We start from the raw sequence: 25,337 nt of genomic DNA on the forward strand, positions 1-25,337 counted from the left end.
ACACATCATAAAAGGATTGATTATGACAACCCGTCTAACGCAGTGCCTCGTGGGTTTTGCCACGCTATCACTAAGCCAAGTAAGTTATGCAGCGCAAGACGAAACAATTTGGGTCACCATTGATGCCCTTGCTGCAGAGCACTTTCAACAAGATACAGTGAGTAAACGTAAACAAAGCAGTAATTTTGCGATGCAAAAATCGGCTTTGAATCAAGTTAATTTTATGCGCGTTAACAAGCAGGATATTGCTGGTTTAAGTGAGTTTATGCACGATAACTATCATCGCTGCGGTGGTTTTGTCGCCCATGAATCATTAGCAGATGCCGAGCTTTATACTCAGCAATTAAATGCGGTGTCGAACATTGCGATGAATGCCAGCCTTGTTAACTACAGCATTAATAATGCCGCGACAGTTAACGCGCTAATATCTTCGATTAATACTAGTGAACTAAGCGATAAAGTTAATAGTATGATGAACTTTCATAACCGTTATTATGCAGTGCAAAGTGGTATTGATGCAGCAGATTGGTTAAAGAGCCATTGGCAACAAATAGCCAGTAGTCGCAGTGATATCAGTGTTGAATATTTTAACCATAGCTTTTCGCAGTCATCAGTTATTGTGACTATTCCTGGTGCAGAAAAAGCAGATGAAATCGTCGTTATTGGTGGTCATTTAGACTCAATCAATCAGTCAAATCCAAGTAATGGTCGTGCTCCCGGTGCAGATGATAATGCCTCGGGTATTGCGGTGCTTACACAAACCCTAAAAGCGATTGTAGAAAATAACTACCAACCTCAGCGAACCATTCAAATTATGGGGTTTGCTGCTGAAGAAGTGGGTCTTAGAGGCTCAAAAGATATTGCTCAAAGTTATAAAGCACAGGGTAAGAATGTTGTAGGCATGGTGCAGTTTGATATGACTGGCAATAACGGCAGCAGCACAGATATTGTGATGATGACCGACTACACAAACTCATCGCAAAATCAGTATCTATCGCAGTTGCTCGATGCTTATCAACCCTCAGTGAGCTATGGCTTTGATCAATGTGGTTATGGCTGCTCAGATCATGCCTCTTGGTATCAACAAGGATTTGCCGCCTCAATGCCATTTGAATCAACAATGAGTGATATCAACCCATTGATCCACACATCAAATGATGCCCAATTTAATGCGGCTCACGCGAGTAAATTTGCCAAATTGGCAGTGAGTTATGTTGCTGAAATGGCCAAAAATGCCGGTGATGTGGTGACTGAGCCGACTAATCAGCTTGAAAATGGCGTAGCTAAAACGGGTTTGGCTGGCGCAGCAAAAGAGCAGCTATTCTTTACGCTCGAGGTACCTGCAATGAGCAGTAACCTTGAGTTTGTAACCGAGGGCGGCTCCGGTGATGCCGATTTATACGTTAAATTTGGCAGTAAGCCGACCTTACAAGACTTTGACTGTAAAAGCACAACCTCTACAAGTAATGAAAGTTGTGTGATGTCGTCAGTTCAAACTGGAACTTATCATGTCATGGTCGAAGCGTGGAATGAGATTTCGAATGTGTCACTCACGGGAAGCTACAGTACCTCTGGTGGCAGCGAAAACGTTGATCGAACTGAGACAAACGTGAGTGTGGCTACCGGGAGTTGGCGGCGCTTTACTCAACAAATACCCGCTGGCCTTAGTAATTTAACGGTGACGATTACTGGCGGTAGTGGCGATGCAGATTTGTATGTTAACTATGGCTCAGCGTCAACAAGTTCAAATTATCTATGTCGGCCTTACAAAAATGGTAACGAAGAAAGTTGTCAATTTGATAACCCACAAAGTGGAACTTGGTACATAGATTTACAGGGTTACCGAGCTGCATCAGGCGTGACATTAACGATTCAAGGACAATGATTTAAATGCAATCATACTTTTAACCATGAGGAAGCCTTGCTTCCTCATTTAGTCTTGCCCTTGGCAAGTCAGTTACGTAAAATCTGCCCATCACTTTTAATCTATTGGCGAAGTTTATCAAACAACTTTTCAGTGCCACTGGCCCCCTTGCACTTTCTCTTGATGGATATACTCCTCGGCAGCCACAAATTGACATGGCTGTTGCAGTTGATGATGCCTTAAAAAAACGTCACCAATTAGTGGTTGAGGCGGGCACAGGCACGGGTAAAACCTATGCTTACTTAGCGCCTGCGTTAAAATCAAAAGGCAAAACCATCATCTCAACGGGTTCAAAAGCACTGCAAGAGCAGTTATTTCACCGTGATTTACCCAATTTAGTCAAAGCACTGAGCGCCACTAAAAAAGTTGCCCTTTTAAAAGGCCGCGCGAATTATTTGTGTACGTATCGTTTAAGTCAGCATGTTGCGCATGTGCCAACAGATGATCCTGATGTAATGCATCAACTCGCGATGGTGGCAAAGTTTGCAAGCGAAACCCGTTCCGGCGATTTAGCGGATTGTATTGGCATAGAAGAAGACGCCAAAGTACTGCCTTATGTTAGCTCAACTGCTGATAACTGTTTGGGTAAAGAGTGCCCCGATTTTCAAGATTGCTATATTCGTAAAGCGCGCTTAAACGCCATGGAAGCTGATGTGGTGGTGATCAACCATCATTTATTCTTTGCCGATATGGCTGTAAAAGACACGGGTTTTGCTGAATTAATGCCTACGGCAGATGCCTATATTTTTGATGAGGCGCATCAGCTTAGTGAAATTGCCAGTGACTATTTTGGTGAAAGTGTTAGCACTAAAAAGCTGGTGGATTTAATTAATGACTTACGAGCAATATACCGTGCAGATATCCCGGATATGCTGCAATTAGGTAAAACCCTCAACAAGTTAGAAACCAGCGTAGCAGATTTACGCTTACAGTTTGGGGTTGATGGTAGCCGTGGTGATTGGCGTGAAAAGCTGGCTGATAAAGAGATTTGTGCAGCACTGCACCGAGTAATTAGCGACCTCGACTTTTTATACCAAGTATTAAAGTTATGCTTAGACCGTAGCGAAAAAATAGAGCATCCATTTGAGCGTACACTGGCCTTTAAAGGTCAGTTAGAGCGGGTATTTGATACCGCACAAACGGGCTATAGTTATTGGTACGAAACCACTCGCCGATACCTAACGGTAAACATTACACCGCTTAATGTATCGGCTAAATTCGCACAAATGATGAAAGACACGGGAGCTGGCTTTGTGTTTACATCGGCCACTTTATCGGTCGATAACGACTTAGCGCACTTTAACGCCAGCCTTGGCTTAAAACCAGCGCAAAGCATGATTGTTGAAAGTCCGTTTGATTATCAACAACAAGCGCTACTTTGCTTACCGCGCTACTTACCTGAGTCTCACGCGAATAATATGCCCCATGCTATTATTAAGTTGACCCTTGAGTTGATAAAATCAGCAAAAGGTCGCTGCTTTGTGCTATTTACTAGCTATCGTATGATGCACTTAGTGGCTGAAGGTTTAACCACACAAATGGATTATCCGGTTTATATGCAAGGGCAAATGTCTAAACGCATTATCCTTGAGAAGTTTACCCGTCACGGTAATGCCGTTTTACTCGGCACAGCCTCATTTTGGGAAGGCGTAGATGTTAGAGGCAGTACATTAAGTTGTGTTATCATTGATAAATTGCCGTTTGCCGCACCAGATGACCCATTATTGCAAGCAAAAATGCAAGATTGCCAGCTGCAAGGTAAAGACCCATTTGCGCATATTCAATTACCCCAAGCGGTGATTGCATTAAAGCAAGGGGTAGGGCGACTTATTCGCGATAGTAAAGATAAAGGTGTGCTGGTTATTTGCGATAATCGCTTAGTAACACGCCATTACGGCCAAGTATTTTTAAAAAGTTTGCCACCCATGCGCCGCACACGCGATTTAGCAATGGCAAACGCGTTTTTAGAACAGATCAATTAGAGTAACTTAGATGATTAAACACAATATTCTTGCCTTAGATGCATCAACTGAAGCGTTATCGCTGGTGCTACATTATCAAGGGCAAACATTTCATCATTTTGAAGAGTGCCCACAGCAGCACAGCCAAAAGATTTTGCCTTTAATTGATGAGTTACTCGCAAAGGCGCAATGTAAACTAACCGATTTAGATGTGATTGGTTTTGGTCAAGGACCGGGTAGCTTTACGGGCGTGCGTATTAGTGTTGCGATTGCTCAAGGTTTAGCGTATGCCGCACGTTTACCTTTGGTTGGCGTATCAACATTGCAGATGATGGCGCAACAAGCATTTGAACAACACCAAGCAAGTGATGTGTTTTCTGCGATTGATGCGCGTATGGGTGAGATTTATTTCGCTCACTACAAAGCAGATGATAATGGCTTAATGCTACTTGTTGATGAAGAGCAAGTTATTAAACCTGAGTTGCTAACGCTACCTGAAACAGCAGCAACTGCGGTGGGTACTGGCTGGCAGACCTATCCTTCGCTTGTTTCAGAACTTGCAAATGTAAGTCTAAATGAAACTATTCTACTGCCTGATGCGAAATACATGCTGGCCTCGGTTGCAACGGCTTTTGCTAACGGTGAAACAGTGACAGCAGCCAATGCACAGCCTAAATATGTTCGTGATACAGTGACTTGGAAAAAGCTACCAGGCCGAGAGTAACTGAGATATTAACTGAGAGAATAACGGGACTTGCGTGCTTGTCAGTTATGGCACATAATTTAGTCATGTTTGATGTGGAATTACGAGTTTGACTTTACCAATTGGCTCAGGCTTTTATACCGGTGACATTCCCGGTCAATATAGCCGTAAAAATACCGTTACTGATAAGCCTAAGGCGATATCAGACCAAACGGCTGAGCAAAAATCGTCAACCGAATATGTTAAATCGAGCCCTCAAGCTGTTGCTATTGCCGATGAATTTAAAGCTGAGTCGCAAAACTATCAGCAAACAATTTATGACAAACCAAGCAACCCAAAAATCAGCCGGGCAATTTCAACCTACACCGAATTTGCTAACTTAGAGCGCCGCGCCGAAGTGCAAAGCCTCATTGGCGTTGATGTATATGCTTAGTTAATTGCTAATACTGAATTCACAAAAAAAAGCCTAAACTAATTGTTTAGGCTTTTTTATGCTTGGACAGTATTCAATATAAATTACTGTTTAATAAAATCAATCAGCTTGTCGGCAATTGCAGTATTGTTTTGCGAACCGTAGAAATCTTCAGCACGTTTACCATAGGCAAATACTTGCACATCGATAGCCGTGTGGCCGCCAGTAGTCCAACCGGTGAAGCTGGCATGATTGATGATATCTTTTACAGCAAGTAGCAGTGCTTTCTCGCCCATTTTCTTAGCTTCGCTTAGCTTAATGCTGTTAGCATCAGTGAATTCGATATCAGAATACTTTTGCCATACTGCTTTTAAGTCATCGCTTTCAAGTAGATCTTTTGTGATAGTGCCAGCTGTTGCTTTAACACCTTTAATCACCTCAGTTTCCCACTTATATTGACCATGAGCACCAAGCGTTAAACCACCTGTTGAGTGATCGGCGGTGATAACCAGTAGAGTGTCTGGGTTTTTATCTACATACGCTTTTGCTTGTTCAATCGATTTAGCAAAGTCGTCCATTTCACCCATCGCACAAGCAATATCGTTTGCATGACCACACCAATCAATTTGGCTACCTTCGATCATCACAAAGAAACCTTTGTCGTTTTGACCATCAAGTAAATCAAGTGCTTTAGTTGTCATTTGCGTAAGGCGCGTTGGATTTTCGTCAAGCGCAAACGGTAAACCTACTTCAGCGAATAAACCAAGTGCAGGAACTTGTTTTAAGTCACTCATTGCTGCGAAGTCATCGCTGTATTGATAACCTGCAGCTTTAAACTCCTCAACTAAATTCCGGTCTTCACGAACATAATATTTAGTGCCGCCACCTAACATTAAATCAACCGGTAATTTACCCGCGATTTTGTTATCGATATAGTCGTTAGCAATCTCGTCGTAGTTGCGGCGTGATTCGTTGTGCGAAGCAAAGCTTGCTGGTGTGGCATGATTGATTTGCGAAGTAGCTACGAGTGCTGTTGTCATACCGCGTTCTTTTGCAACCTCAAGCATAGTTTTAACTGGTTTTTTATCAGTATCAACGGCAATTGCGCCATTATAACTTTTATGGCCACTACTCAGTGCTGTTGCACCTGCTGCGCTGTCTGTTACATAGGTATGATCATCAGGGTAGGTATGTGCCATACCACGTAAAATAGTATCGAAAACAGTTGGGTCAACAACTTTAGTATTTGGATCATCTTTAAAGTAACGATATGCAGTTGTGTACGCCGGGCCCATACCATCACCAATCATATAAATGATATTTTTTGGTGCTGATTCAGCCATTACTGAGCCTGCTGAGCATAATAATGCTAAAAGACTTAATTTTAATTTCATTGATGTAACCTTATTATTGTGCCCTTATTTATACTGCGAGGATTATTGTATACTAGCCAGACGATAAATAAACGCCTTTAAGTTGAAACGCTTAATAAATAGGAGCAATTGTGCAACCTTTTTCTTTTCAAACTGGCACTCAGGCAATGCATGGCCTAACCTTTGGTCATGGCGAAGAAGTTGTGATTGCCTTACATGGTTGGCTTGATAACGCACATAGTTACATACCTATGTTACAAAATGTGCAGCTTAATCAGCGTTGGTATTGTCTCGATTTTCCTGGCCATGGTTTATCTGATTGGCGAAGTAGTGATGCCCACTATTACTTTATTGACTATATTGATGACGTATATAAGTTTATTGAGTCACTTGATGTAACGAAAGTGCATTTAGTTGGCCACTCAATGGGGGCCATGGTTGCCGGGGTTTTTGCCAGCTGTTTTCCTGAAAAGGTAGCAACGGTAAATTTTATTGAAGGAATAGGCTGCGTTACAACAAACAGTAATGAAGTGAGCAGCCAACTTCGTAAAGCAATTTTAAATAGAGCGCGGGTAAACACTAGAGGGCCACGTGCATTTGACTCAATAGCGCACATTATTAGTGCAAGGCTTGCAAGTGGGGATCTTGAATACCCACAAGCTGAGCTATTAATGACACGCAATAGTTACGAAAAAGCAGGGAAGTGGTATTTAACAACCGATCCAAAGCTTAAAAATCACTCAGGATTTCGCTTTGATGAGGCACAATGTATTGCAACCATCAAACAAATAAACGCACCATGTCAGCTTATCTTAGGGGATAAGGGGTATCCTTTTGTGAAAGATAACCTAGAGGCATATGGTAAATATTACAAGGAGTTAAAAATTCATGAGATACCTGGAGGTCACCATTGCCATATGCAAAGTCCTGCATTAACCTTAGAGCACATTCATGCATTTATTGGGCAGTATAAAGCAAGTTAATTGTATAATTGCACCAAATGTGGGATTATCTGCACCATTAGAGTATTTACTCCATTGAGAAACGGCCTTAGTTAGATTAAGGTTATTAAAAAAATATAATTATAAACAGGAGCTAAGAGTGGAAAAAATCTGGCTTAAACGCTACCCAGAAGGTATGCCTGAAACAATCGACCCTGAGCATTATCACTCGCTACTCGACTTGTTTGAAAAAAGTTTTGCTGACTATAGTGACCTTCCAGCCTTTACCAACATGGGTAAAGTGTTGACCTATAGTGAGTTAGACAGTGCTACAAAACGTGTTGCGTCGTACATTCAAAATGATCTTGGTCTGAAAAAAGGCGATAAAGTAGCGGTTATGATGCCGAACCTACTGCAAACGCCTGTGACTATTCTAGGTGTTCTTCGTGCAGGCTGTGTAGTGGTAAATGTAAACCCACTTTACACGGTACGTGAATTAGAGCATCAACTAAATGACTCTGAATCATCAGCAATTTTCATTCTTGCTAATTTTGCAGATACTCTAGAAAAGGCTTTACCAAAAACCAACGTTAAGCACATCGTGGTTACCCAAGTAGGTGACATGGTGGGTGGCCTTAAAAAGCACATCGTTAACTTTGTGGTTAAGCACATTAAAAAAATGGTACCTAGCTACTCATTGCCAAATGCAATTAAATTTGCAGATGCACTTGCTGGTAACGAAGCAACCTACAAAAAGCCTGATGTTGATTTAAACGACCTAGCATTTTTACAATACACTGGTGGTACTACGGGTGTATCTAAAGGTGCAATGCTATCGCATGGCAACATGGTTGGTAACCTTGAGCAAGTATCGGGCTGTTTAGATAACGTGCTTGAGCGTGGCAAAGAAGTCGTTATCACTGCACTGCCGCTTTATCATATCTTTGCTTTAACAGCTAACTGCTTAACATTTATGAAATATGGTGGTTTAAATGTACTTATTACAAACCCACGCGATATGCCAGGTTTTGTAAAAGAGTTAGCACAACACAAATTTACTGCGGTAACGGGTGTAAATACCTTATTTAATGGTTTACTAAATACCCCGGGTTTTGCTGAACTTGATTTCTCAAGCTTAAAAATGTCACTTGGCGGTGGTATGGCGGTACAGCGTCCAGTTGCTGAAAAATGGCAAGCTGTAACTAAAACCAAATTAATGGAAGGTTATGGTTTAACTGAGTGCGCACCACTTGTAACTGTAAGCCCATATGATCTTGATGGTTATAACGGCTCAATTGGTTTACCAGCACCAAGTACTGACATTAAACTTATGCTTGAAAACGGCGAAGAAGCAGCGAAAGGTGAGCCAGGCGAGCTTTGGGTTAAAGGCCCACAAGTTATGCAAGGTTACTATAACCGTCCAGATGCAACAGCCGAATGCTTAAAAGACGGTTGGTTTGCAACCGGTGATATTGCAACTTACGATGATGAAGGCTTCTTCTACATTGTTGATCGTAAGAAAGACATGATTATCGTATCTGGCTTTAATGTATTCCCTAATGAGATTGAAGAAGTTGTTGCAATGCACGATGGTGTGCTTGAAGTAGCTGCTATCGGTGTCCCGCATGAAGTAAGTGGCGAGCAAGTTAAAGTTTTTGTCGTGAAAAAAGATCAATCTTTAACTGAAAAAGATATAATAAAGCATTGTCGTGATAATTTAACGAACTATAAGGTGCCTAAACTCGTTGAGTTTAGAGATGAATTACCAAAAACCAACGTTGGTAAGATTCTTAGAAGAGCCTTAAAGGACGAAGAGAAATAATAAAAGCCGGCATTAGCCGGCTTTTTTATGTGAAACAAAGGGGTGTAAGTGCAATACCAACTGATCGAAACGCAAAATCAGTTAAATGATTTTGTAGAAAAAATAATAGGAAAACCAGTATTAGCAATTGATACTGAGTTTATGCGGCGCCGCACCCTGTACCCTGAAGTTGCACTTATTCAAGTATATGATGGTGAGCATTTAGCGTTAATCGACCCACTGGCAGAGTTATCGCTCTATGATTTTTGGCAAGTACTTAAAAACCCAGAGGTGTTAAAAGTACTGCATTCACCGTCAGAAGATATTGAAGTGTTTCAAAAGTACGCTGGCTTTGTACCAACACCGCTATTTGATACCCAATTTGCATTGCAAATTTTAGGTCATGGTAACTGCATGGGCTTTGCGCATATGGTCAAAGAGTTACTAGATATCGAAATTGATAAAAGTGAATCGCGCACTAATTGGTTGCAGCGCCCGCTTACAGAAAAACAGCTAGATTATGCCGCTGCCGATACCTTTCATTTACTCCCATGCTTTGAAATTATTAAAAAACAAATTGATGAAGCAGGCTTTTTTGACATTGTGATCAGTGAAAGTGAGTTAGTCGCGCAAAAACGTGCTTATCAAACACCTGCAGAGCAGCTTTACAAAGACATTAAAAATGCTTGGCAGTTACGACCGCATGATTTAGCGGTATTACGTGAACTTGCTAAGTGGCGCCGTGAAAAGGCAGAGCGCAAAAATCTTGCTCTTAACTTTGTGTTAAAAGAACATAATTTGGTTGAAATAGCTAAACGTAAACCAGTAAATCTTAATGCACTTCGCCGCGTTCCGGGTGTTGAGCCAATGGAAGTAAACCGTTCTGGTGTTGAAATTTTAAAATGCATCGAACTGGGTAAAGCGGTTGCGCCAGAAGAGCAACCAGCACAACTAAAACGACTTATTGATTTTCCGGCATACAAAAAAGCCGCTAAAGATATAAAACAAAAAATTACCAAAGCTGCTAAAGCAAATGGAATCCCAGAAGATGTGCTTGCATCTAAAAAGCAAATCAATCAATTGATTAGTTGGAATTGGAAGCTAGATGCACAAGAGCGTAAAGACAGTTCAAAACCCGACTTATTAAACTCGTGGCGTTATGAGCTTGTAAAAGACACCCTTAAAGAGTGGGATAACTAAAAATTTGGCTCTAAGCAATTGCTCAGAGCTTAGAGCCATAAAATTTGTCGCGTTTATTACTTACTTGCAGCCATTGTAATAGGTTGTAATCGTATCGTTTTAATCTGTGCATTTGTTTTGATGTTAAACAATAAAAAGGAGCAAATATAATAAACCTAGGACCTATTATAAATATGCAGCTTAAACCAAACTTTGAGTAATGCTGAATCAATTTTATTTCTTGCGCTGCAATGTAGTGGTGCCCCCAAATTGAATGATAATAAATACCGTGTCGGCAAACAGTAAGAGCATGTTTGCAGTTAATTGCCAGAAAGAACAAAACCAGCGCGATAAAAAAGCACAGCGCAGCGATTAGCTCATAAATAATATGCTGTGGAGAAAAAAGCTTTAACAACATCAATGTGAAAAACAATAATAAGGCTAAAAAAGAATAAACCTTTTTTTCTGACCTTTTCTTAAGATTTAGAACTTTCATACTCATCCCTTGAGATTTTTATAGCTTAATGCTACCTCTCCAAGAATTTAAAGCAATCTGCCAAAAAAATGAAAATAGGGACAAGTGTTCAGCTTTTATTATTATTTTTTTATCTATGTTTTTTACTAGGAATGATGAATAATATATTTTTAATCAATATATTATGTGGTTGTGAGGGCTGTTTTATAGCCGCTTTGAAACAACTTTAAATTGACCAAAGGTCAGAGCAGGTTAATGCAAAAAAAGTGAATAATGTTATTTGTAGATAACTTAAAATCAGCTTATTATTAGTACCAATTAAACTTACTATACTGAAAAATAAAGGAAGCTTCGTTATTGCTTACAATAAAGTGAATAGTAAGTAATATGGCATGCAACTAATAGCTGCATGCCTATTTAACCGACACAGACGAATAAAAAAACGGATTTTATAAGTATAAAAAATAATCAGTGTCAGTATTGATTTCTTAGGTTTTTAGTATGAAACTCACTTACTTTTAAACAAACAATTAATTCAGACTAGAGATCAAAATCAATTACTTATTTAATAAAATCTTATCCAGATTTTGTTTTGATTTCGCAACGCTTTGTAGCGGTGTTAGTCCACTTGGGTATTCTTCTTGCTCCAGCACTAACCACTTGGTGTTGCCGTGCGACTCTAAAGTGTCGATGATGGCAGGCCAATCAATGTTGTTTTCGCCGATAATCGGGCTCATGTTGCTCCCCTCAACCGTACGTACTTTAATGTGCGTAGCAAGTGTGCGGTTAGGGTACTGTTTAATGAAGTAAATTGGATCTTTAGCTGCGTAATTGACCCAGCCAATATCTAACTGCAATGGCATGGTCTTGGGTGTGTTACTGGCAATATAATCCCAAAATGTAGCGTTATTAAATGCATTAAACTCTTTATTATGATTGTGAAAACCGATCTTCATATTAAAGCGAGTTGCATAATCACTAACTTTAGTGAGCTCTTTAACCAGTGACTTAACCCCTTCAGGATGCCATGCTCGCTCATCCCAAGGTACATAGAGTGTGGTAACACCAAGGGTTTTGTAAAACAGTAGGGTGCTATCAATAGTGCTTTCGGTGAGAGCATCAAAGCCGATGTGGGCACTACTGGCAACTAAACCTAATTCAGAGAGCTTTGCTTTTAAGGCCGCAGGGTTATCAGAATAAGGGCCAAAATCTCCGGCAAACTCAACGCCGTCAAATCCCATTTCGGCAAGTGATTTAAGCGTACCATGAAAGTCATTTTTTAAGGTGTCTTTGACTGACCACAATTGCACACTAACTGGCAGTTTTGCGAATAATTGACCACTAAATACAAGGCTAATAATGAGCAATAAAATGCGGGTTTTAAACATACTTAAATCCTAAAAAAGCAGGGGAGTGACCCCCTGCATTAAATTGTGTTATTAAACAACACAAGGGGGAAAGTTAATCGGTATAGGCGTACTCGCTTAAACCAAGCTCAGCTAAAACCTGATCTAAATGGGCTTTTGCTTCATCTGAAGGCCCTGGGTAATCACCAGCAATAGGAACATTGCCTAGGTAGCCTATGTCTTTACAGCCTTCAGGTGTACAGAAAAATGCTGCCAGCACTAATTCTTTAAAGCGTAAAAAGGCTTTACCAATACGCTGAAATTGCGCAGGTGTTTGCTCGTTTAAAAATGCAATATCGTCTAAAATCGCACGATGTTGCTTTTCGTTAAGCGCAACAAATTGCTTTTTAAAGCGAAGCTGCGCTTCATCGTTAAGCCACGCTAGAGAGTTTAAAATTTTAATTCTATCGCGTTGTTGGCCTTCATAAGGCGCGCTCACCCACTCATTAATAACTGCCGGTACTTCTAGCTCACTGGCTGAAGGAATAGCGCCTTCGCGTGGCACAATGTAATCAGCTAATAGTGCTACTAACGTAAGCTCGTCTGCGGTTAAAGTTAGTGGCCAAGGTGATTCTGGTGGCATCACCAAATTAGGGTCTTGACCATAGCCTTTAGCGGTCACAGGCTTAATATCTAAATCAGGCCAATGCTCTTTTGCAGAGACTGCACCGTCATCTTCAAGTGCTTTTGTGCAACCTGCAGTTAAACCAACCGCTGAGCCTGCAGCTAATAAGCCAAGCCATTTTAAAGACTCACGGCGGCTCATGTTAGAAACATAGTTATATGAGTCGTGTTCGTTACGATGATGCATAATTAAAGTACCCCGTTATCAATTTGTTGAGCAAGCCAAGTTGAATTACGCATTGCCAGTGTCATGATGGTGAGCGTACAGTTTTTATGAGGGTTAGAAGCAAATACGCCCGCATCCATTACAAATAGGTTATTACAATCCCATGTTTGACCCCATTGGTTGGTGACTGAGTCTTTCTTCGAGCTACCCATTCGTGTGGTGCCCACTTCGTGGATGATTTCGCCACCTTTTGAAATTGCCTTTTCAGCAGGCGGGAGTTCGCCAACGGTCGCACCCATGTTTTCTAGGATTTGTTTCGCGGTTTTTAAACCATGTTCGATTTGCTTTAACTCTCTGTCAGACCACTTAAAGTGAAACTTTGATACCGGAATACCCCATTTGTCTTTAACGTTTTCGTCAATCTCCATGTAGGTATCCTTGTTCGGTAACATCTCACCACGCAGGGCAAAGCCAACGTAAGAGCCATATGCATCACGAATTTGTTGTTTAAGGGCAGGGCCATAACCTTGTTTATCACCCGACACACCCGAGCCCGGCTGACCAAAGCCACTGCCAATTTCAAAGTGATAACCACGTGGGAAATCTAATTCATTGTTAGCTTGTGCTTGATGACCCCACCAAGGAATAAATAAGTGGTTAGCGGTATGTCCATCTTCGTTATAACGTGGGCGACCTTTAAGTGCCGGAATTTGCGCACCTAACCATGCACCCGTCGAATCCATTAAATTTCGACCTACTTGACCACTTGAATTAGCAAGGCCTTTCGGGTGCTTTTTATTCTTTGAGTTTAATAAAATACGTGCTGATTCACAGGCGCTGGCGGCTAAGATAACCACATCGGCATCAATAGCATGTTCGGTTACTGTGTGTTTATCAACATAAGTGACGCCAGTGACTTTACCTTGCTCATCAACCTTAACTGATTTAACCATAGCATCGGTAATGACTTTTAAGTTTCCGGTGGCTTTTGCCATTGGCAGTAATGATGTCGTAGTTTGGAAAGCAGCACCAATTGAGCAACCAGAGCCACAAGGTGTTGCATAAAAACAGGCCATGCGATCATCTTTCGGGCGAGTTAATACTGCGCGATGCATCGGCACTGCTTGAATGCCCATTTTCTTTGCAGAAGCGGCAATTAAAAGTTCAGGCACACGCGGTTTTGGTGGCGGTTGTAAAATACCCGGTGACGAATCTGGCATATCTTCATGGCCTGTATTAGTGCCACATACGCCAACAAGCTCTTCTGTTTTATCGTACCAAGGTGCTAAATCAGCGTATTCAAATGGCCAGTCGGCACCGTGACCATCACGGCTTTTACCTTTAAAATCGTGCTCACTAAAGCGTAATGAATAGCGGCCCCAGTGGTTAGTTCGACCACCTAACATACGGGCGCGCCACCAATAAAAGTCGCTCCCTTTGGCGCTAGTGTATGGCTCATCAGGTACTTGCCAACCGCCATCAACGGTTGCATCGTAAAAGCCAAAGTTTTTGTCTTTGTTACCTGCACCCATAAGCGGGGCTTCGCTGTTACGACGAAACATTGGGCTTTCTGTTTTCGGGTCATAATTACGGCCCGCTTCAAGTAATAACACTTTGTGACCAAGTTTAGTTAGCGTATAAGCGGCCATTGCACCACCAGCACCAGAGCCAACAACCAATACCTTGTGTTTAAATTCAGACATCTTATAGCTCCTTGATTTTTATATTTTTAAACCACACTTTGTCACCGTGGTCTTGAAGCCCAATATGACCTTGCTCAGCCGTTGCAAAGTTTTTCCAAGTTGCAAACTTACTGCCTTTAACAAGGGTATTCCATGTTGTACTACCAATCACAATGCTGGTGGTGCTAATACCGTTTTGCCAAACTTGTAAGTGGTTGTCTTGCATTTTTATACGCACGTGGTTCCAGCTATTTGCTGGCTTGTGCGCCGCAACTGGAGCAGCAAATAAATCGTAAATCGAACCTGCTAAGTGCGAGTCAATTTCGGTATCTGGATTCTCTTCGTTATCAATAATTTGAATTTCAGGCGCATGAGAGTAAATCATCTGTCCGGTTTCATCAGCCAATACGAAAATACCGCTATTGCCTTTGGTAGAGATTTTCCAATCAATCTGTAATTCAAAGTTTTGGTATTGCTTTTTAGTAAGCAGATCACCGCCACCTTTGGTTAATGTCATAGCGCCATCTTCAACGACCCATGCAGGATTTAAAGATTCGCTTTTAAAGTTACGCCACTGCGACATATCTTTGCCGTCAAACAATAACTGCCAGCCAGCTTGCTTTTCTTGTTGTGTAAGCTGATTATCAGCCGCATTAGCGAGTGCACAGCTACTAACGGTGAGCATTAAAGTCAGTGCTTTAAGAGATTTAAACATAGTGTTCCTCGACGATTTACTTGCTTAAGACGCACATTTTTCGGTGCGTTTGTTGTTATTAATTACTAGATGCAACCCAATGAATGCGACGATTAAAATAATTGGGAAGATCAGTAGGTTTTGTAATACAGCCTGTCCGGCTAAAATTTCAATTTGTTCAGCGCTTGCGCCACTTGCCTGTGCCGATGAGCGTGCGGTATCTATCCAGCTACCAATTACAGGGTTCCAAATGCTCATAGCAAACATGCCTGCACCACCCATTAACGACATACCCAGCGCCCCTGACTTAGGAATATATTCAGCAACGCAGCCAAGCATGGTCGGCCAAAAATAGGTAACGCCAAGTGCAAACAGCATCGCTGCCAGATAAATCATGCTGCCCTCGGCCTGACTCATCATAAAAATCCCCAAGCTTGCACAAATGGCAGAGCCAAGTAACACACCGGTAGGATTAAGCCTATGTACAATTGGTCCTGCAAAGAAGCGACCAACAGCCATTAAGCCGGTGATCAGGGCTAACACCACCATAGGAGAGGCGCCTGAAGACCCTAAAATACGCTCAATCCATTGCTGTGTGCCAAACTCAGTGGTTGCGGTGAATGTCATGCAGGCAATTAAAAAGATGTATAACGGCGTGAATAAGTGGCGAATATTGCTGCTGGTAGAGTGAGTACGCGTATCAAAGCGTGGAAACTGCGCTTTGATCAGCATAGCGCCATAAATAACCGTAGGAACTAAAATTAAAGCCACTTGCCATTGCCAGTTTAAACCCGCTCCCGACATAAAATTCGACGCAAGTGCGCCTATCACAATGCCTCCAGGGAACCAAACATGAAAACGGTTTAGCATAGTGGTGGTATTTTTAGGGTACATTTCTGCAATCAGTGGATTACAGCCCGCTTCAACCGCCCCGTTGGCAAAACCAATCAAAAAGGTAGAAACTAGTAAGCCCCAAAAACCATCAGCAGTGATAGTTAAAACAAGACCAAGTAAATGACAAATAAACGCTAAAGCCACTAATTTCTTAGCGCCAATGGCATTATAAATAATACCGCCGACCATAGTCGCAACGGGAAAACCTAAAAATGCCATGGCATTAACCCAACCTAGTTCGGTATCGGTTAAGCCAAACTCACCGCCAAGTTGACCCAAAATACCAGCACGAATGGCAAAGGTCATAGAGGTCACAATCAGTGCTATACAGCAAAGCCGAAAGACTATGCGGTTATAATTATTGTTGTCCATATTGTGTGTCCTGTGTGTTCAATTGTTGTCGGTTTTATAAACCTAAAATTCGATTATTACGCTCAGTGTTTGTTGCGCCACTGGCAAAATCGTCAAAGGCTTTGTCTGTTGGGTTTATCAAGTGTGCTTTAATAAACTCAGCGCCTTCTCTTGCCCCATCTTCTGGGTGCTTTAAGCAACATTCCCATTCAAGTACAGCCCAACCATCAAAACCATATTGAGTTAACTTGCTAAAGATTTGCTTAAAATCTACTTGGCCATCACCTAAAGAACGAAAACGCCCCGGTCGGTCTTGCCAGTTCTGAAATCCGCCATAAACACCTGAGCGGCCATTTGCGATAAATTCGGCATCTTTGACATGAAACGCCTTAATGCGCGAATGATAGATATCGATAAACGCTAAATAGTCGAGCTGTTGCAATACAAAATGGCTCGGATCATAAAGAATATTAACGCGTGGGTGATTATTGGTTGCTGCTAAAAAGCGCTCAAATGTCACACCATCATGTAGGTCTTCACCCGGATGCAATTCATAACACACGTCCACGCCATACTCGTCAAAGCAATCTAAAATGGGTAACCAGCGCTTAGCAAGTTCACTAAAGCCTTGTTCAACAAGCCCTTGTGGACGCTGTGGCCACGGGTAAAAGGTATGCCATAAAAAAGAACCCGAGAAAGTCGCATGGGTGGTTAAGCCAAGGTTGTTACTCGCTTTCGCAGCTAGCATTAGTTGTTCTGTTGCCCATTTGGTACGCGCAGCAGGGTTACCTTTTACATGTTCTGCGGCAAAGTTATCGAACATTTCATCGTAGGCAGGGTGTACAGCAATTAGCTGACCTTGCAAATGCGTTGATAACTCTGAAATTGTAAGTCCATACTCTGTGGCAATACCAGTGACTTCATCGCAGTATTGCTGGCTTTGAGCTGCTTTTTCTAAATCGAAAATGTCTGGGTTTGAGGTTGGCACTTGAATCGCTTTGTAACCTAAACCGCTTGCCCACTCACATAAACCTTTAAAGTTATTGAAGGGGGCTTGCTCTGAAATAAACTGCGCCAAAAATATTGCTGGCCCTTTGATTTTATTCATTCTTTATTATCCAATCTGTAATTTGTGCCATTTAGTGTCTTGTTTTGAAGAAGCTACAACGTGCTCAATAAACGCCATACCGCGCACGGCATCTTTAATGCCTGGTACATCAAATGCAGAATTTGTCGCGTTGTCGCCTTGCTTAAAGGCATGAATTTGCGCTGCAAAATTACGGTAAATATTGGCGAATGCTTCAAGGTAGCCCTCTGGGTGACCGGCAGGGGTGCGCAGAGCATTGTGTGTGTCAGGGTGTAATTCACCCACGCCAGCTCTTAGTAACGTAGCGGCTTGATTGTGGCCTCTTAGCCATAAGCTATTAGGCTCAAGTTGTGACCATTCAAGGCTGGCTTTATCGCCATAAATACGCAGGCGTAAGTTGTTTTCATCGCCAATAGCAACTTGGCTTGCCAGTAAAACGCCCTTACAACCATTATTGAATCTAAGTAGCACGGTGCCATCATCATCAAGGCCTCGGCCTTCAACCACATGATTTAAATCGGCGCAAAGCTCGGTGATTTCGAGATCAGAAACATACTCGGCTAAGTTAGCAGCATGCACGCCAATATCGCCCATACAACAACTAATGCCAGACTTACTGCTGTCTAAACGCCAGCTCGCTTGTTTTGAACCTTCGTCTTCGCTGTGCGCTAACCAACCTTGGGTGTACTCAACAATCACTTTTCGTATGGTGCCAAGCTCACCAGCTTTAACGCGATGCTTGGCTTCTTTTACCATTGGGTAACCGGTATAAGTGTGGGTCAGTCCATATAAAACTTGCTGTTTTACAATAATGCTTTGTAATTGCTCCGCTTCTGCGAGAGTAAGTGTTGCTGGTTTATCTGATAACACATGAAAGCCGTGCTCAAGCGCCATTTTCGCGACCGGAAAATGCAAATGGTTTGGCGTGACAATAGCCACAAAGTCGATACGCTCATCAGCGGGTAATTTTGCTTCTTCGGTAAATAGTGTATGGTAACTGTCGTAGCAGCGGCTGCTATCAAGCCCGAGTAGTTCGCCGGTTGCTTTACATTTGTTTGCGTCTGAACTGAATGCGCCTGCAACAAGCTCTATCATTCCGTCTAATCGCGCTGCAATTCGATGAATAGCGCCAATAAAGGCTCCATCGCCACCGCCTACCATTGCCATGCGGATCTTAGCTTTGCTCATCTTAAGCGCTCCTAATTTAAATAGCGTCGGCTACTGTTAATATCATGTTATTGATAATAGGAAAGCTTAAGCGATAAGCGCTAATAAAAATTCGGTTGACAATGCAACAAAATCGGCGTTTAAAATATATAGAATTGTTCTTTATAGAGACAAATTAAAGCGATGGATATTCAAGAAATAATTAAAAAAGCTGGCGTAAATCAGCTGATTGCTGCATTTGATTTACTGCCAGATATCCTCTTTTGGGTAAAAGATACAGATAGTAGAATCGTGCATTGTAATCAGCATTTTATTGAGCATCAGGGTTATAAAACACTGGAGCAAATATTGCTAAAAACTGACTTTGATTTTTCGCCAAAGCACCTCGCGTTTCAGTACGTCAATGATGATAAACGGGTGATGGAAGGCTACATAGTAACTGACCGTTTAGAGCTTAACCAAACCCAACAAGGTGAGCTTGGTTGGTTTTCTACATCAAAGCATGCTTTAAAAGATCACGATGGTAATGTGATTGGCACCTATGGGGTGACCCGACATTTACAAAAAACCTCAAAAGCGCTTTCTCATGTCAGGGCAATTGAAGAGCCGGTAAAATTTATTCGTGAGCATTTTCATCGTCAGATCAGTATTGATGAATTGGCAGAGCTTGCACACTTGTCGGTTAGCGCTTTAGAGCGTCGTTTTAAAAAGCACTTAGCAAAAACACCCAATCAATTTATTAACGAAGTGCGTCTCGAAAATGCCCGTAAGCTACTGATTGAAACGCGACTGCCCATTTCACAAGTCGCTTATCAGTGCGGGTTTTCTGAACCGAGTTACTTCAGCAAACAATTTCGGCGTTTGTTTGGTGAAATACCTTCGCAAATGCGTGAACAATTGGACGATTAAATTGCCTCTCTCGCCATTAAAATAGCCCCTTGCTCAGCACTGGCAAGGGCAGGGGTTAAACGCGCTTTACTGGCATTAGGTAAGTAAGGGGTGATGACACTGGCAATGCCGCCCATCAAGCTGACTTTTGTAATACCTTGTTTTTCAAAGTAAGTGATATAGCGCGCAATGAATGCACACGCTTCACTGATTAATTGCTGACAAAAAGCGTCGTATGAATGACTAAAAACTAGGGGCGCAAATTTGGCAAGTTCAGCAGGGCGAGCCGATATTAAACGTTGACTTAACGCTTGGCTTGAGTGGCAGTTAAGTTGGGTGAGCAGGGCATCTACAGCCGCTGAACTTTGCGCAACACCATCAAGAACTTCAAATGCTTTTCGACAAAGCTGTAAACCTAACCAACCACCACTGGCACCATCGCTCAGTAATAAACCATAACCCCCTAATTCGCTAAATTGGTTTTGCAGCTGGTAACCCGCACAAAAGCCCGTACCAAGAATAATCACTGCACCATCATGGTGTTGATGTGCGCCTTTACAGGCAATTAGCATATCTGTTGAGAGGGTAAACTTGGCAAAAGGGTGCTGCCACTTAGTCATAGCTTGGTAAGCTGAGTCGATATTAGCTCCGGCAAGTCCTGCATGCACATAAGTGTTTTTCAGCTCACTTAAGGCAAGCCCTGCCTCATGAAAAGCATGTTCAGTGGCGAGTAGTATTGATTCTTGGCTTTGTTGGCAGCTGGTGGCCACGTTTGCAGAGCCACTTATAGCTTCGCTGAGTAGAGTGCCGTTTTCGTTTTCTAAACGGACTTTACACTTACTGCCACCGCCATCAATTCCTAAAAAATACGTTGCTTTGCTTACCATACTTAATCCTTTGAAAGAAGCTTTTTGATAGCCTCAGCGTTAATTGCACCATTTTCGTTATGCACGCATGAGTGTACATGCACAGCTGCCTTTGCTGAATGATTTTCTATTAATTGCCAAAGAGCTTCCGCGTTTTCTAAAGTAACGCCACCACCCATAACAATTTCAATTTGATTAGCGCAGTGCGCTAAGTATGTGTTGAGCAGCTTGTAGCCATCTACGGCACTTTGGCCGCTTTGCCACGGCGTGCCTGCTGTTAAAACGCGGTCAACTCCTAAGCTAATCAGTTTATCAAGTGCGCTTAACGGGTTTGTTAGGGTATCGAATGCACGGTGAAAGGTCACCATCAGGCCATGCTGTTTGGCTGTGGCAACTAAAGAGCGGGTCACCTCTAAATCAAGTTTGCCATGCTTTACTGCACCGAATACCACCCCATGCACCCCCGCATTCGCTGCCATTATTATTTGTTTTTCCATTAATTTGTGACTCTCGGCACTAACAATAAAATCACCAGCTTCACGGCGGATCATCACCACTAATTCTGCGTTATTGGTTAGGCTTTTTACAGCACTGTCAATTGCAGGTTTACTCGGTGTTAGGCCACCTAAATGTAAATTACTGCATAGCTCAAAACGGCTTACACCTAAGTTGCCAGCCATTAAAACATTGTTTGTCAGCTGCTTTGTGTCTGTTTCATTTAAGCAGACTTCAAGAATTTTACCATTACTCATTGTTATTTGTTTGCCATGTTTATTACACCAGCTTTAAAGTATCTATTTAAGAACCATAATGATAGTATTGTTTCTGTTAGTATTTTAATTATAAATCAGTGGCTTATTATTTAGTTCCTGTTTTAAATGCAAGTGTTTTTGACTGTATAAACTTGTGATTCACTATAAAACATAAATTACAAAAAATAAGATAAAATATTCTTAACGCCGATTTTGTCATATCTGTCACCGAATTTTTATTATCACTTTTTGACCACCTCCCCCTATTCTGAGTTTGAGTTTAACAAGCTGTTAACTACCAAAAATCAGTTTAAAAACCGACAACAATAAATCGTTTTTGCAGGGGCTAAAACCTCTTATACAAAAACAGAACACACAACTGGAGATAGGCATGGGCAAGCAAACTGTAATAAAAACAAAAGGGCAGGGAAGGCATTTTAAGCGTAATGCAATTTTGATTTCGCTACTGGCTGCAGTTAATACAAGTTACGCGGCAGAGCAAGTAAATGATGATGTAGAAGTGATTGAGGTACGTGGTATTCGTTCTTCAACCGCAGAAAACTTAGCAATAAAACGACTTTCAGCTGCAACTGTCGATGCAATTACAGCAGAGGATATTGGTAAATTTCCTGATAAAAATGTCGCTGATTCATTGCAACGTGTATCGGGCGTTTTGATTGACCGCGATGGTGGCGAAGGTAGCCGTGTCAGTATTCGCGGTACGTCACCTGATTGGACACTTACCCAATTAAACGGTAACTATATCGCTTCATCAGGTTCTGGTACTCCTACCCGTAGTTTTAATTACACGCTATTGCCATCAAGCATGATCAAAAGTGTAGAAGTATACAAAAGTGCTGAAGCTCGCATTGATGAAGGCGGTATTGGTGGTACAGTTATTTTACACACCCGTAAACCACTTGAAATGGAAGCAAACTCAGGGGCGTTAAGCGCTGAGGTAACTTACGATGATGTGTCTGAAGACACTAAGCCGCAAGTTAATGTGCTGTATTCATGGAAAAATGACGACGAAAACTTTGGTGTGCTTGCCGGATTTACTCGTCAAGATCGCACCGTAACAACCATCACTAACAACGCCTCACACTGGCGTTTTCACTCAGATACGGTTGAAGGGGCAGAGCGCCCAGCGCTTGTAGACCAAGCAACTGGCGAAGTGTACAACAATGTGTGGGCGCCTCGTGCTATGTACGTTACAAACTCAAACCAAGACCGTACACGCGATGGTTATCAAGTGGCTGTTCAGTGGGCACCGAGTGACAGACTTGATTTAAACTTTAACTATTTTGGCGCCAAGCTAGGCTATGACCAATCTAGTCAAGCCATTACTTTTGCCGAGTGGAACGATAACCACAACCCGTATTACGGTATTGTGCTTGATGGCGATACGGTGGTTGCCTATGGTAATGCTGATAACGGTTTACTGAATGACAATAACTGGGGTGATGCCGATGTAAATGGCGGTGTGCCCGTTCGTCGTGGTTTGTTATCGCCGCAGTTGACAGGGCGTGAACGCTTTGGTGAGTCAAAATCAAATACCTATGATTTTGAAGGCACTTATTATGGCGATACTTACAGCGTTACATTAAAGCTTGGTCATACCGAAGCTGAAGGTGGTACTTCAAAAGAAACCTACGCTAATATTGATGCACGATTAGGCTCAGTAAATAGCTGGTTATGGTCAATTGAAAACGGAAAACCAAGCTACGAATTGTCGACTGATTTAGCTACCGATAAACAAGCGTACCAATATTATGATTGGTTTGATTCTTACTCATCAGAAAATGAAGACTCAGAAGATTACATTCAAACTGATGTAAAATTTGACCTTGATGGCAGCTTTTTCACCCGTGTCTATGTGGGGGCTAAATACCGCGACCACGAAATTAAAGGTATTCGTAACGACTTTCGTTGGGATGACGGCATAGCGGATAACGGTGGTTACCGTGGTTATTTACCGGGAACTGAGTGGTTCCATAATCCAGATTTTCACCCGGATGCACCAACATTGGTGAGCGACCATGTGGTTGATAACAGTGCGGGTGATACAGGTGCATTTAACTTCTTAGCGTTTGATTTTGGAGCGCTTGATAACTACTTAAAAGAGAACTTTAGCCAGACAGTTGTGCCTTCACTGTCGGGTACCTATGCCCTTGAAGAGAAAATTTGGTCTGTTTACACACAAGCTGATTTCGAATGGCAAGATTTCCGCGGTAATGTTGGTGTGCGCTATGTAAATACAGAGCTTAGTACTTTGACTTACGACGAAGTCATTGGCCATGATGATAATGATACTGACCCGAATGAACGCAGTAGTGATGGCAGTGAAGTATTACCAAGCTTTAACTTAGCATGGGATGCAACCGAAGACCTTGTCGTTCGCTTTGCTGCAGCGCGCACAATGGCAAGAGTGAGTTATTCAGACTTAAGCCAAGCGGAATCATACGGACCACCAGTTAACATTAACTCGCCGGATTCATGGACTGGTCGTGGTACAGGTACTTCTGTAAACACCGGGCTTGAACCTATGTTATCTGATCAATTCGATTTAGGTATTGAATGGTATTACGATGATGGCTCTGCGCTAGGGGCAACTTTATTCTCTAAGGATATTTCTAATTTACCGATTTCATCAGTGGAAATAGTTGAGCGTGAGCACAATTGTTGTAATGGCCCAATTGAAGTTGAAATGAACACCAAAGTAGGTGGCGGTGATGCAAAATCAGAAGGCTTAGAGCTATTCTTCCAGCATTCGTTTGATAATGGCTTTGGTATTTTAACCAACTATACCTACACAGATACCAGCACCAGCGAAGTATCGACTGACGGGCAAAAAACAAAGGCTGAAATTCCAGGCACGGCTAAGCACCAATATAATGTGTCGGTGTATTTTGAGAATGACGACTTTAGTGTTCGTGCGTCTTACAACTGGAAAGATGACCGTGCCAACGGTATTCACCAAGGCTACAACTTATATACCAAAGACTATGGTCAGCTTGATGTGAATGCCTCTTATAACCTAACAGAGGATCTTTCGTTTACCGCGTCAGTTGTAAACCTAACAGAAGAGTTAGAAGAAGGTTATTGGAAACAAAGTAATCGCTTTACCTATAACCAATATTCGGGCCGCCGTTTTTACCTAGGCGCAAATTATAGCTTCTAATACTAGATATGTTGTTTGTTGCAACCTAAAAAGGTACTTTTATATAAGTACCTTTTTCTTTTTTAAGACAATAATGATTGAATTTGTAGCGACTACCGAGCAAGACAAATCCTATTTACTCGAGTTAAGGTTAAATACCATGGTTGAGCACTTAGAGAATCAGGGATTATTTTTATCACTTGAGCAGCATCAAGCACGAGTGGCAGAGCACTTTGAGCACAGTCATTTAGTGTTAAATAACGGGCAATGTGTAGGCGCTGCCAAGTTCATAGTTAGTGAGCAAGCAATTAGTTTATTACAGCTACAAATTGCACCTAAAGAGCAGGGCAAGGGGCTAGGCACAAAGGTGTTAGATGCACTAAAAGCGCAAACATCAGAAATTAATTTAACGGTGCTAAAAGCGAACCCAGCGTATGGGCTATATCAACGGGCAGGGTTTAAAACTCTAGGCGAAGATGACTACGAGTTTCATATGCAGTGGCAAAAATAAATACAGCAGAAATAAAAAAGGGCGCTGTTAAGAATAACTAAGCGCCCAATTTTGACTATTTCTTTTCTTCGTCAGGTAAAGTGACGTTTAGCTCAAGTACCGCTAAGTCATCTTCGTTTTGGTCAAACTGCACCTGAACTGCATCACTGTTTACATTCACATATTTACGAATAACATCAAGGATGTCTTGTTTTAGCTGTGGTAAATAATCTGGTGTACCACGCTGTGAACGTTCGTGCGCGACGATGATCTGCAATCGCTCTTTTGCAAGTGACGCACTGCTTTTCTTTTCTGAGCGGAAGTAGTCAAGTAAAGACACA

Annotated in this window: 22 protein-coding genes; 10 read left to right on the forward strand and 12 right to left on the reverse strand. The window is 42.0% G+C overall.

All coding sequences use genetic code 11. From position 1 onward, the window contains the following. Positions 1–22 precede the first annotated feature (22 nt). From E5N72_RS17530 to E5N72_RS17545, 4 genes are all read left to right on the forward strand, one after another. The gene (locus tag E5N72_RS17530) at positions 23–1,885 is read left to right on the forward strand and encodes a M28 family metallopeptidase (protein ID WP_135926414.1); all 1,863 of its coding nucleotides are present in this window, start codon (positions 23–25) and stop codon (positions 1,883–1,885) included. A gap of 104 nt (positions 1,886–1,989) precedes the next feature. Beyond that, positions 1,990–3,906, forward strand: coding sequence for an ATP-dependent DNA helicase (locus E5N72_RS17535; RefSeq protein WP_135926415.1), 1,917 nt, complete (start codon positions 1,990–1,992; stop codon positions 3,904–3,906). A 10-nt stretch (positions 3,907–3,916) separates the two neighbouring features. After that, the gene (gene tsaB, locus E5N72_RS17540) at positions 3,917–4,609 is read left to right on the forward strand and encodes a tRNA (adenosine(37)-N6)-threonylcarbamoyltransferase complex dimerization subunit type 1 TsaB (RefSeq protein ID WP_135926416.1); all 693 of its coding nucleotides are present in this window, start codon (positions 3,917–3,919) and stop codon (positions 4,607–4,609) included. A gap of 88 nt (positions 4,610–4,697) precedes the next feature. Further along, positions 4,698–5,021: a hypothetical protein gene (locus E5N72_RS17545; protein WP_135926417.1), complete on the forward strand. Its 324-nt coding sequence runs from the start codon at positions 4,698–4,700 to the stop codon at positions 5,019–5,021. Between the two features lie 83 nt (positions 5,022–5,104). Here the strand turns inward: E5N72_RS17545 and E5N72_RS17550 are convergent, their stop codons facing one another. Further along, positions 5,105–6,394 carry an alkaline phosphatase gene (locus tag E5N72_RS17550; protein ID WP_135926418.1) on the reverse strand — a complete coding sequence of 430 codons (1,290 nt, stop codon included), beginning with the start codon at positions 6,392–6,394 and terminating at the stop codon, positions 5,105–5,107. A 110-nt stretch (positions 6,395–6,504) separates the two neighbouring features. Between E5N72_RS17550 and E5N72_RS17555 the strand changes: the two genes are divergently transcribed. From E5N72_RS17555 to rnd, 3 genes are all read left to right on the forward strand, one after another. Then, positions 6,505–7,356: an alpha/beta hydrolase gene (locus tag E5N72_RS17555; RefSeq protein WP_135926419.1), complete on the forward strand. Its 852-nt coding sequence runs from the start codon at positions 6,505–6,507 to the stop codon at positions 7,354–7,356. Between the two features lie 118 nt (positions 7,357–7,474). Continuing rightward, entirely contained in the window at positions 7,475–9,136 is a 1,662-nt protein-coding gene (fadD, locus tag E5N72_RS17560; protein ID WP_135926420.1) for a long-chain-fatty-acid--CoA ligase FadD, read from the forward strand. Between the two features lie 48 nt (positions 9,137–9,184). Beyond that, positions 9,185–10,315: a ribonuclease D gene (rnd, locus tag E5N72_RS17565; RefSeq protein ID WP_135926421.1), complete on the forward strand. Its 1,131-nt coding sequence runs from the start codon at positions 9,185–9,187 to the stop codon at positions 10,313–10,315. 22 nt (positions 10,316–10,337) lie between these two features. Here rnd and E5N72_RS17570 read toward each other — a convergent pair whose 3' ends face one another. The 8 genes from E5N72_RS17570 to E5N72_RS17605 form a co-directional block, all read right to left on the reverse strand. Then, entirely contained in the window at positions 10,338–10,790 is a 453-nt protein-coding gene (locus E5N72_RS17570; protein ID WP_135926422.1) for a hypothetical protein, read from the reverse strand. Positions 10,791–11,326: 536 nt separating this feature from the next. Further along, the gene (locus E5N72_RS17575; RefSeq protein ID WP_135926423.1) at positions 11,327–12,157 is read right to left on the reverse strand and encodes a sugar phosphate isomerase/epimerase; all 831 of its coding nucleotides are present in this window, start codon (positions 12,155–12,157) and stop codon (positions 11,327–11,329) included. A gap of 73 nt (positions 12,158–12,230) precedes the next feature. Beyond that, positions 12,231–12,986, reverse strand: a complete 756-nt coding sequence (locus E5N72_RS17580) for a gluconate 2-dehydrogenase subunit 3 family protein (protein WP_130167604.1) — start codon at positions 12,984–12,986, stop codon at positions 12,231–12,233. A gap of 2 nt (positions 12,987–12,988) precedes the next feature. Further along, positions 12,989–14,668, reverse strand: coding sequence for a GMC family oxidoreductase (locus E5N72_RS17585; protein WP_135926424.1), 1,680 nt, complete (start codon positions 14,666–14,668; stop codon positions 12,989–12,991). A 1-nt stretch (position 14,669) separates the two neighbouring features. Next, entirely contained in the window at positions 14,670–15,362 is a 693-nt protein-coding gene (locus E5N72_RS17590; protein WP_135926425.1) for a DUF1080 domain-containing protein, read from the reverse strand. A 24-nt stretch (positions 15,363–15,386) separates the two neighbouring features. Next, complete coding sequence (locus E5N72_RS17595) at positions 15,387–16,607, reverse strand: MFS transporter (RefSeq protein ID WP_135926426.1); 1,221 nt, start codon at positions 16,605–16,607, stop codon at positions 15,387–15,389. A 34-nt stretch (positions 16,608–16,641) separates the two neighbouring features. After that, on the reverse strand, positions 16,642–17,694 hold the full coding sequence (locus E5N72_RS17600; RefSeq protein WP_135926427.1) for a sugar phosphate isomerase/epimerase: 1,053 nt from the start codon (positions 17,692–17,694) through the stop codon (positions 16,642–16,644). 6 nt (positions 17,695–17,700) lie between these two features. Beyond that, positions 17,701–18,861 (reverse strand): Gfo/Idh/MocA family oxidoreductase, encoded by a 1,161-nt coding sequence (locus E5N72_RS17605; protein ID WP_135926428.1) that lies wholly within the window; start codon positions 18,859–18,861, stop codon positions 17,701–17,703. A 162-nt stretch (positions 18,862–19,023) separates the two neighbouring features. Between E5N72_RS17605 and E5N72_RS17610 the strand changes: the two genes are divergently transcribed. Then, entirely contained in the window at positions 19,024–19,749 is a 726-nt protein-coding gene (locus tag E5N72_RS17610; protein WP_135926429.1) for an AraC family transcriptional regulator, read from the forward strand. Here the strand turns inward: E5N72_RS17610 and E5N72_RS17615 are convergent. Continuing rightward, positions 19,746–20,615, reverse strand: a complete 870-nt coding sequence (locus tag E5N72_RS17615; protein WP_135926430.1) for a BadF/BadG/BcrA/BcrD ATPase family protein — start codon at positions 20,613–20,615, stop codon at positions 19,746–19,748. The two genes, E5N72_RS17610 and E5N72_RS17615, sit on opposite strands and share 4 nt — an antisense overlap. A 2-nt stretch (positions 20,616–20,617) precedes the next feature. After that, a complete protein-coding gene (locus E5N72_RS17620) occupies positions 20,618–21,346 on the reverse strand; it encodes a copper homeostasis protein CutC (RefSeq protein WP_135926431.1) in 729 nt (242 codons plus the stop codon). Between the two features lie 391 nt (positions 21,347–21,737). Here E5N72_RS17620 and E5N72_RS17625 point away from each other — a divergent pair, with 391 nt between their 5' ends. Further along, positions 21,738–24,527: a TonB-dependent receptor gene (locus E5N72_RS17625; protein WP_135926432.1), complete on the forward strand. Its 2,790-nt coding sequence runs from the start codon at positions 21,738–21,740 to the stop codon at positions 24,525–24,527. 73 nt (positions 24,528–24,600) lie between these two features. Further along, positions 24,601–25,017: a GNAT family N-acetyltransferase gene (locus E5N72_RS17630; protein WP_240704554.1), complete on the forward strand. Its 417-nt coding sequence runs from the start codon at positions 24,601–24,603 to the stop codon at positions 25,015–25,017. A 55-nt stretch (positions 25,018–25,072) separates the two neighbouring features. On the opposite strand, the gene minE is transcribed toward E5N72_RS17630, so the two are convergent. Then, the gene (gene minE / locus E5N72_RS17635) at positions 25,073–25,336 is read right to left on the reverse strand and encodes a cell division topological specificity factor MinE (RefSeq protein WP_135926433.1); all 264 of its coding nucleotides are present in this window, start codon (positions 25,334–25,336) and stop codon (positions 25,073–25,075) included. Position 25,337 lies beyond the last annotated feature (1 nt).

This window comes from Pseudoalteromonas sp. MEBiC 03607 (genome assembly GCF_004792295.1).
Taxonomy (GTDB): domain Bacteria; phylum Pseudomonadota; class Gammaproteobacteria; order Enterobacterales; family Alteromonadaceae; genus Pseudoalteromonas; species Pseudoalteromonas lipolytica_C.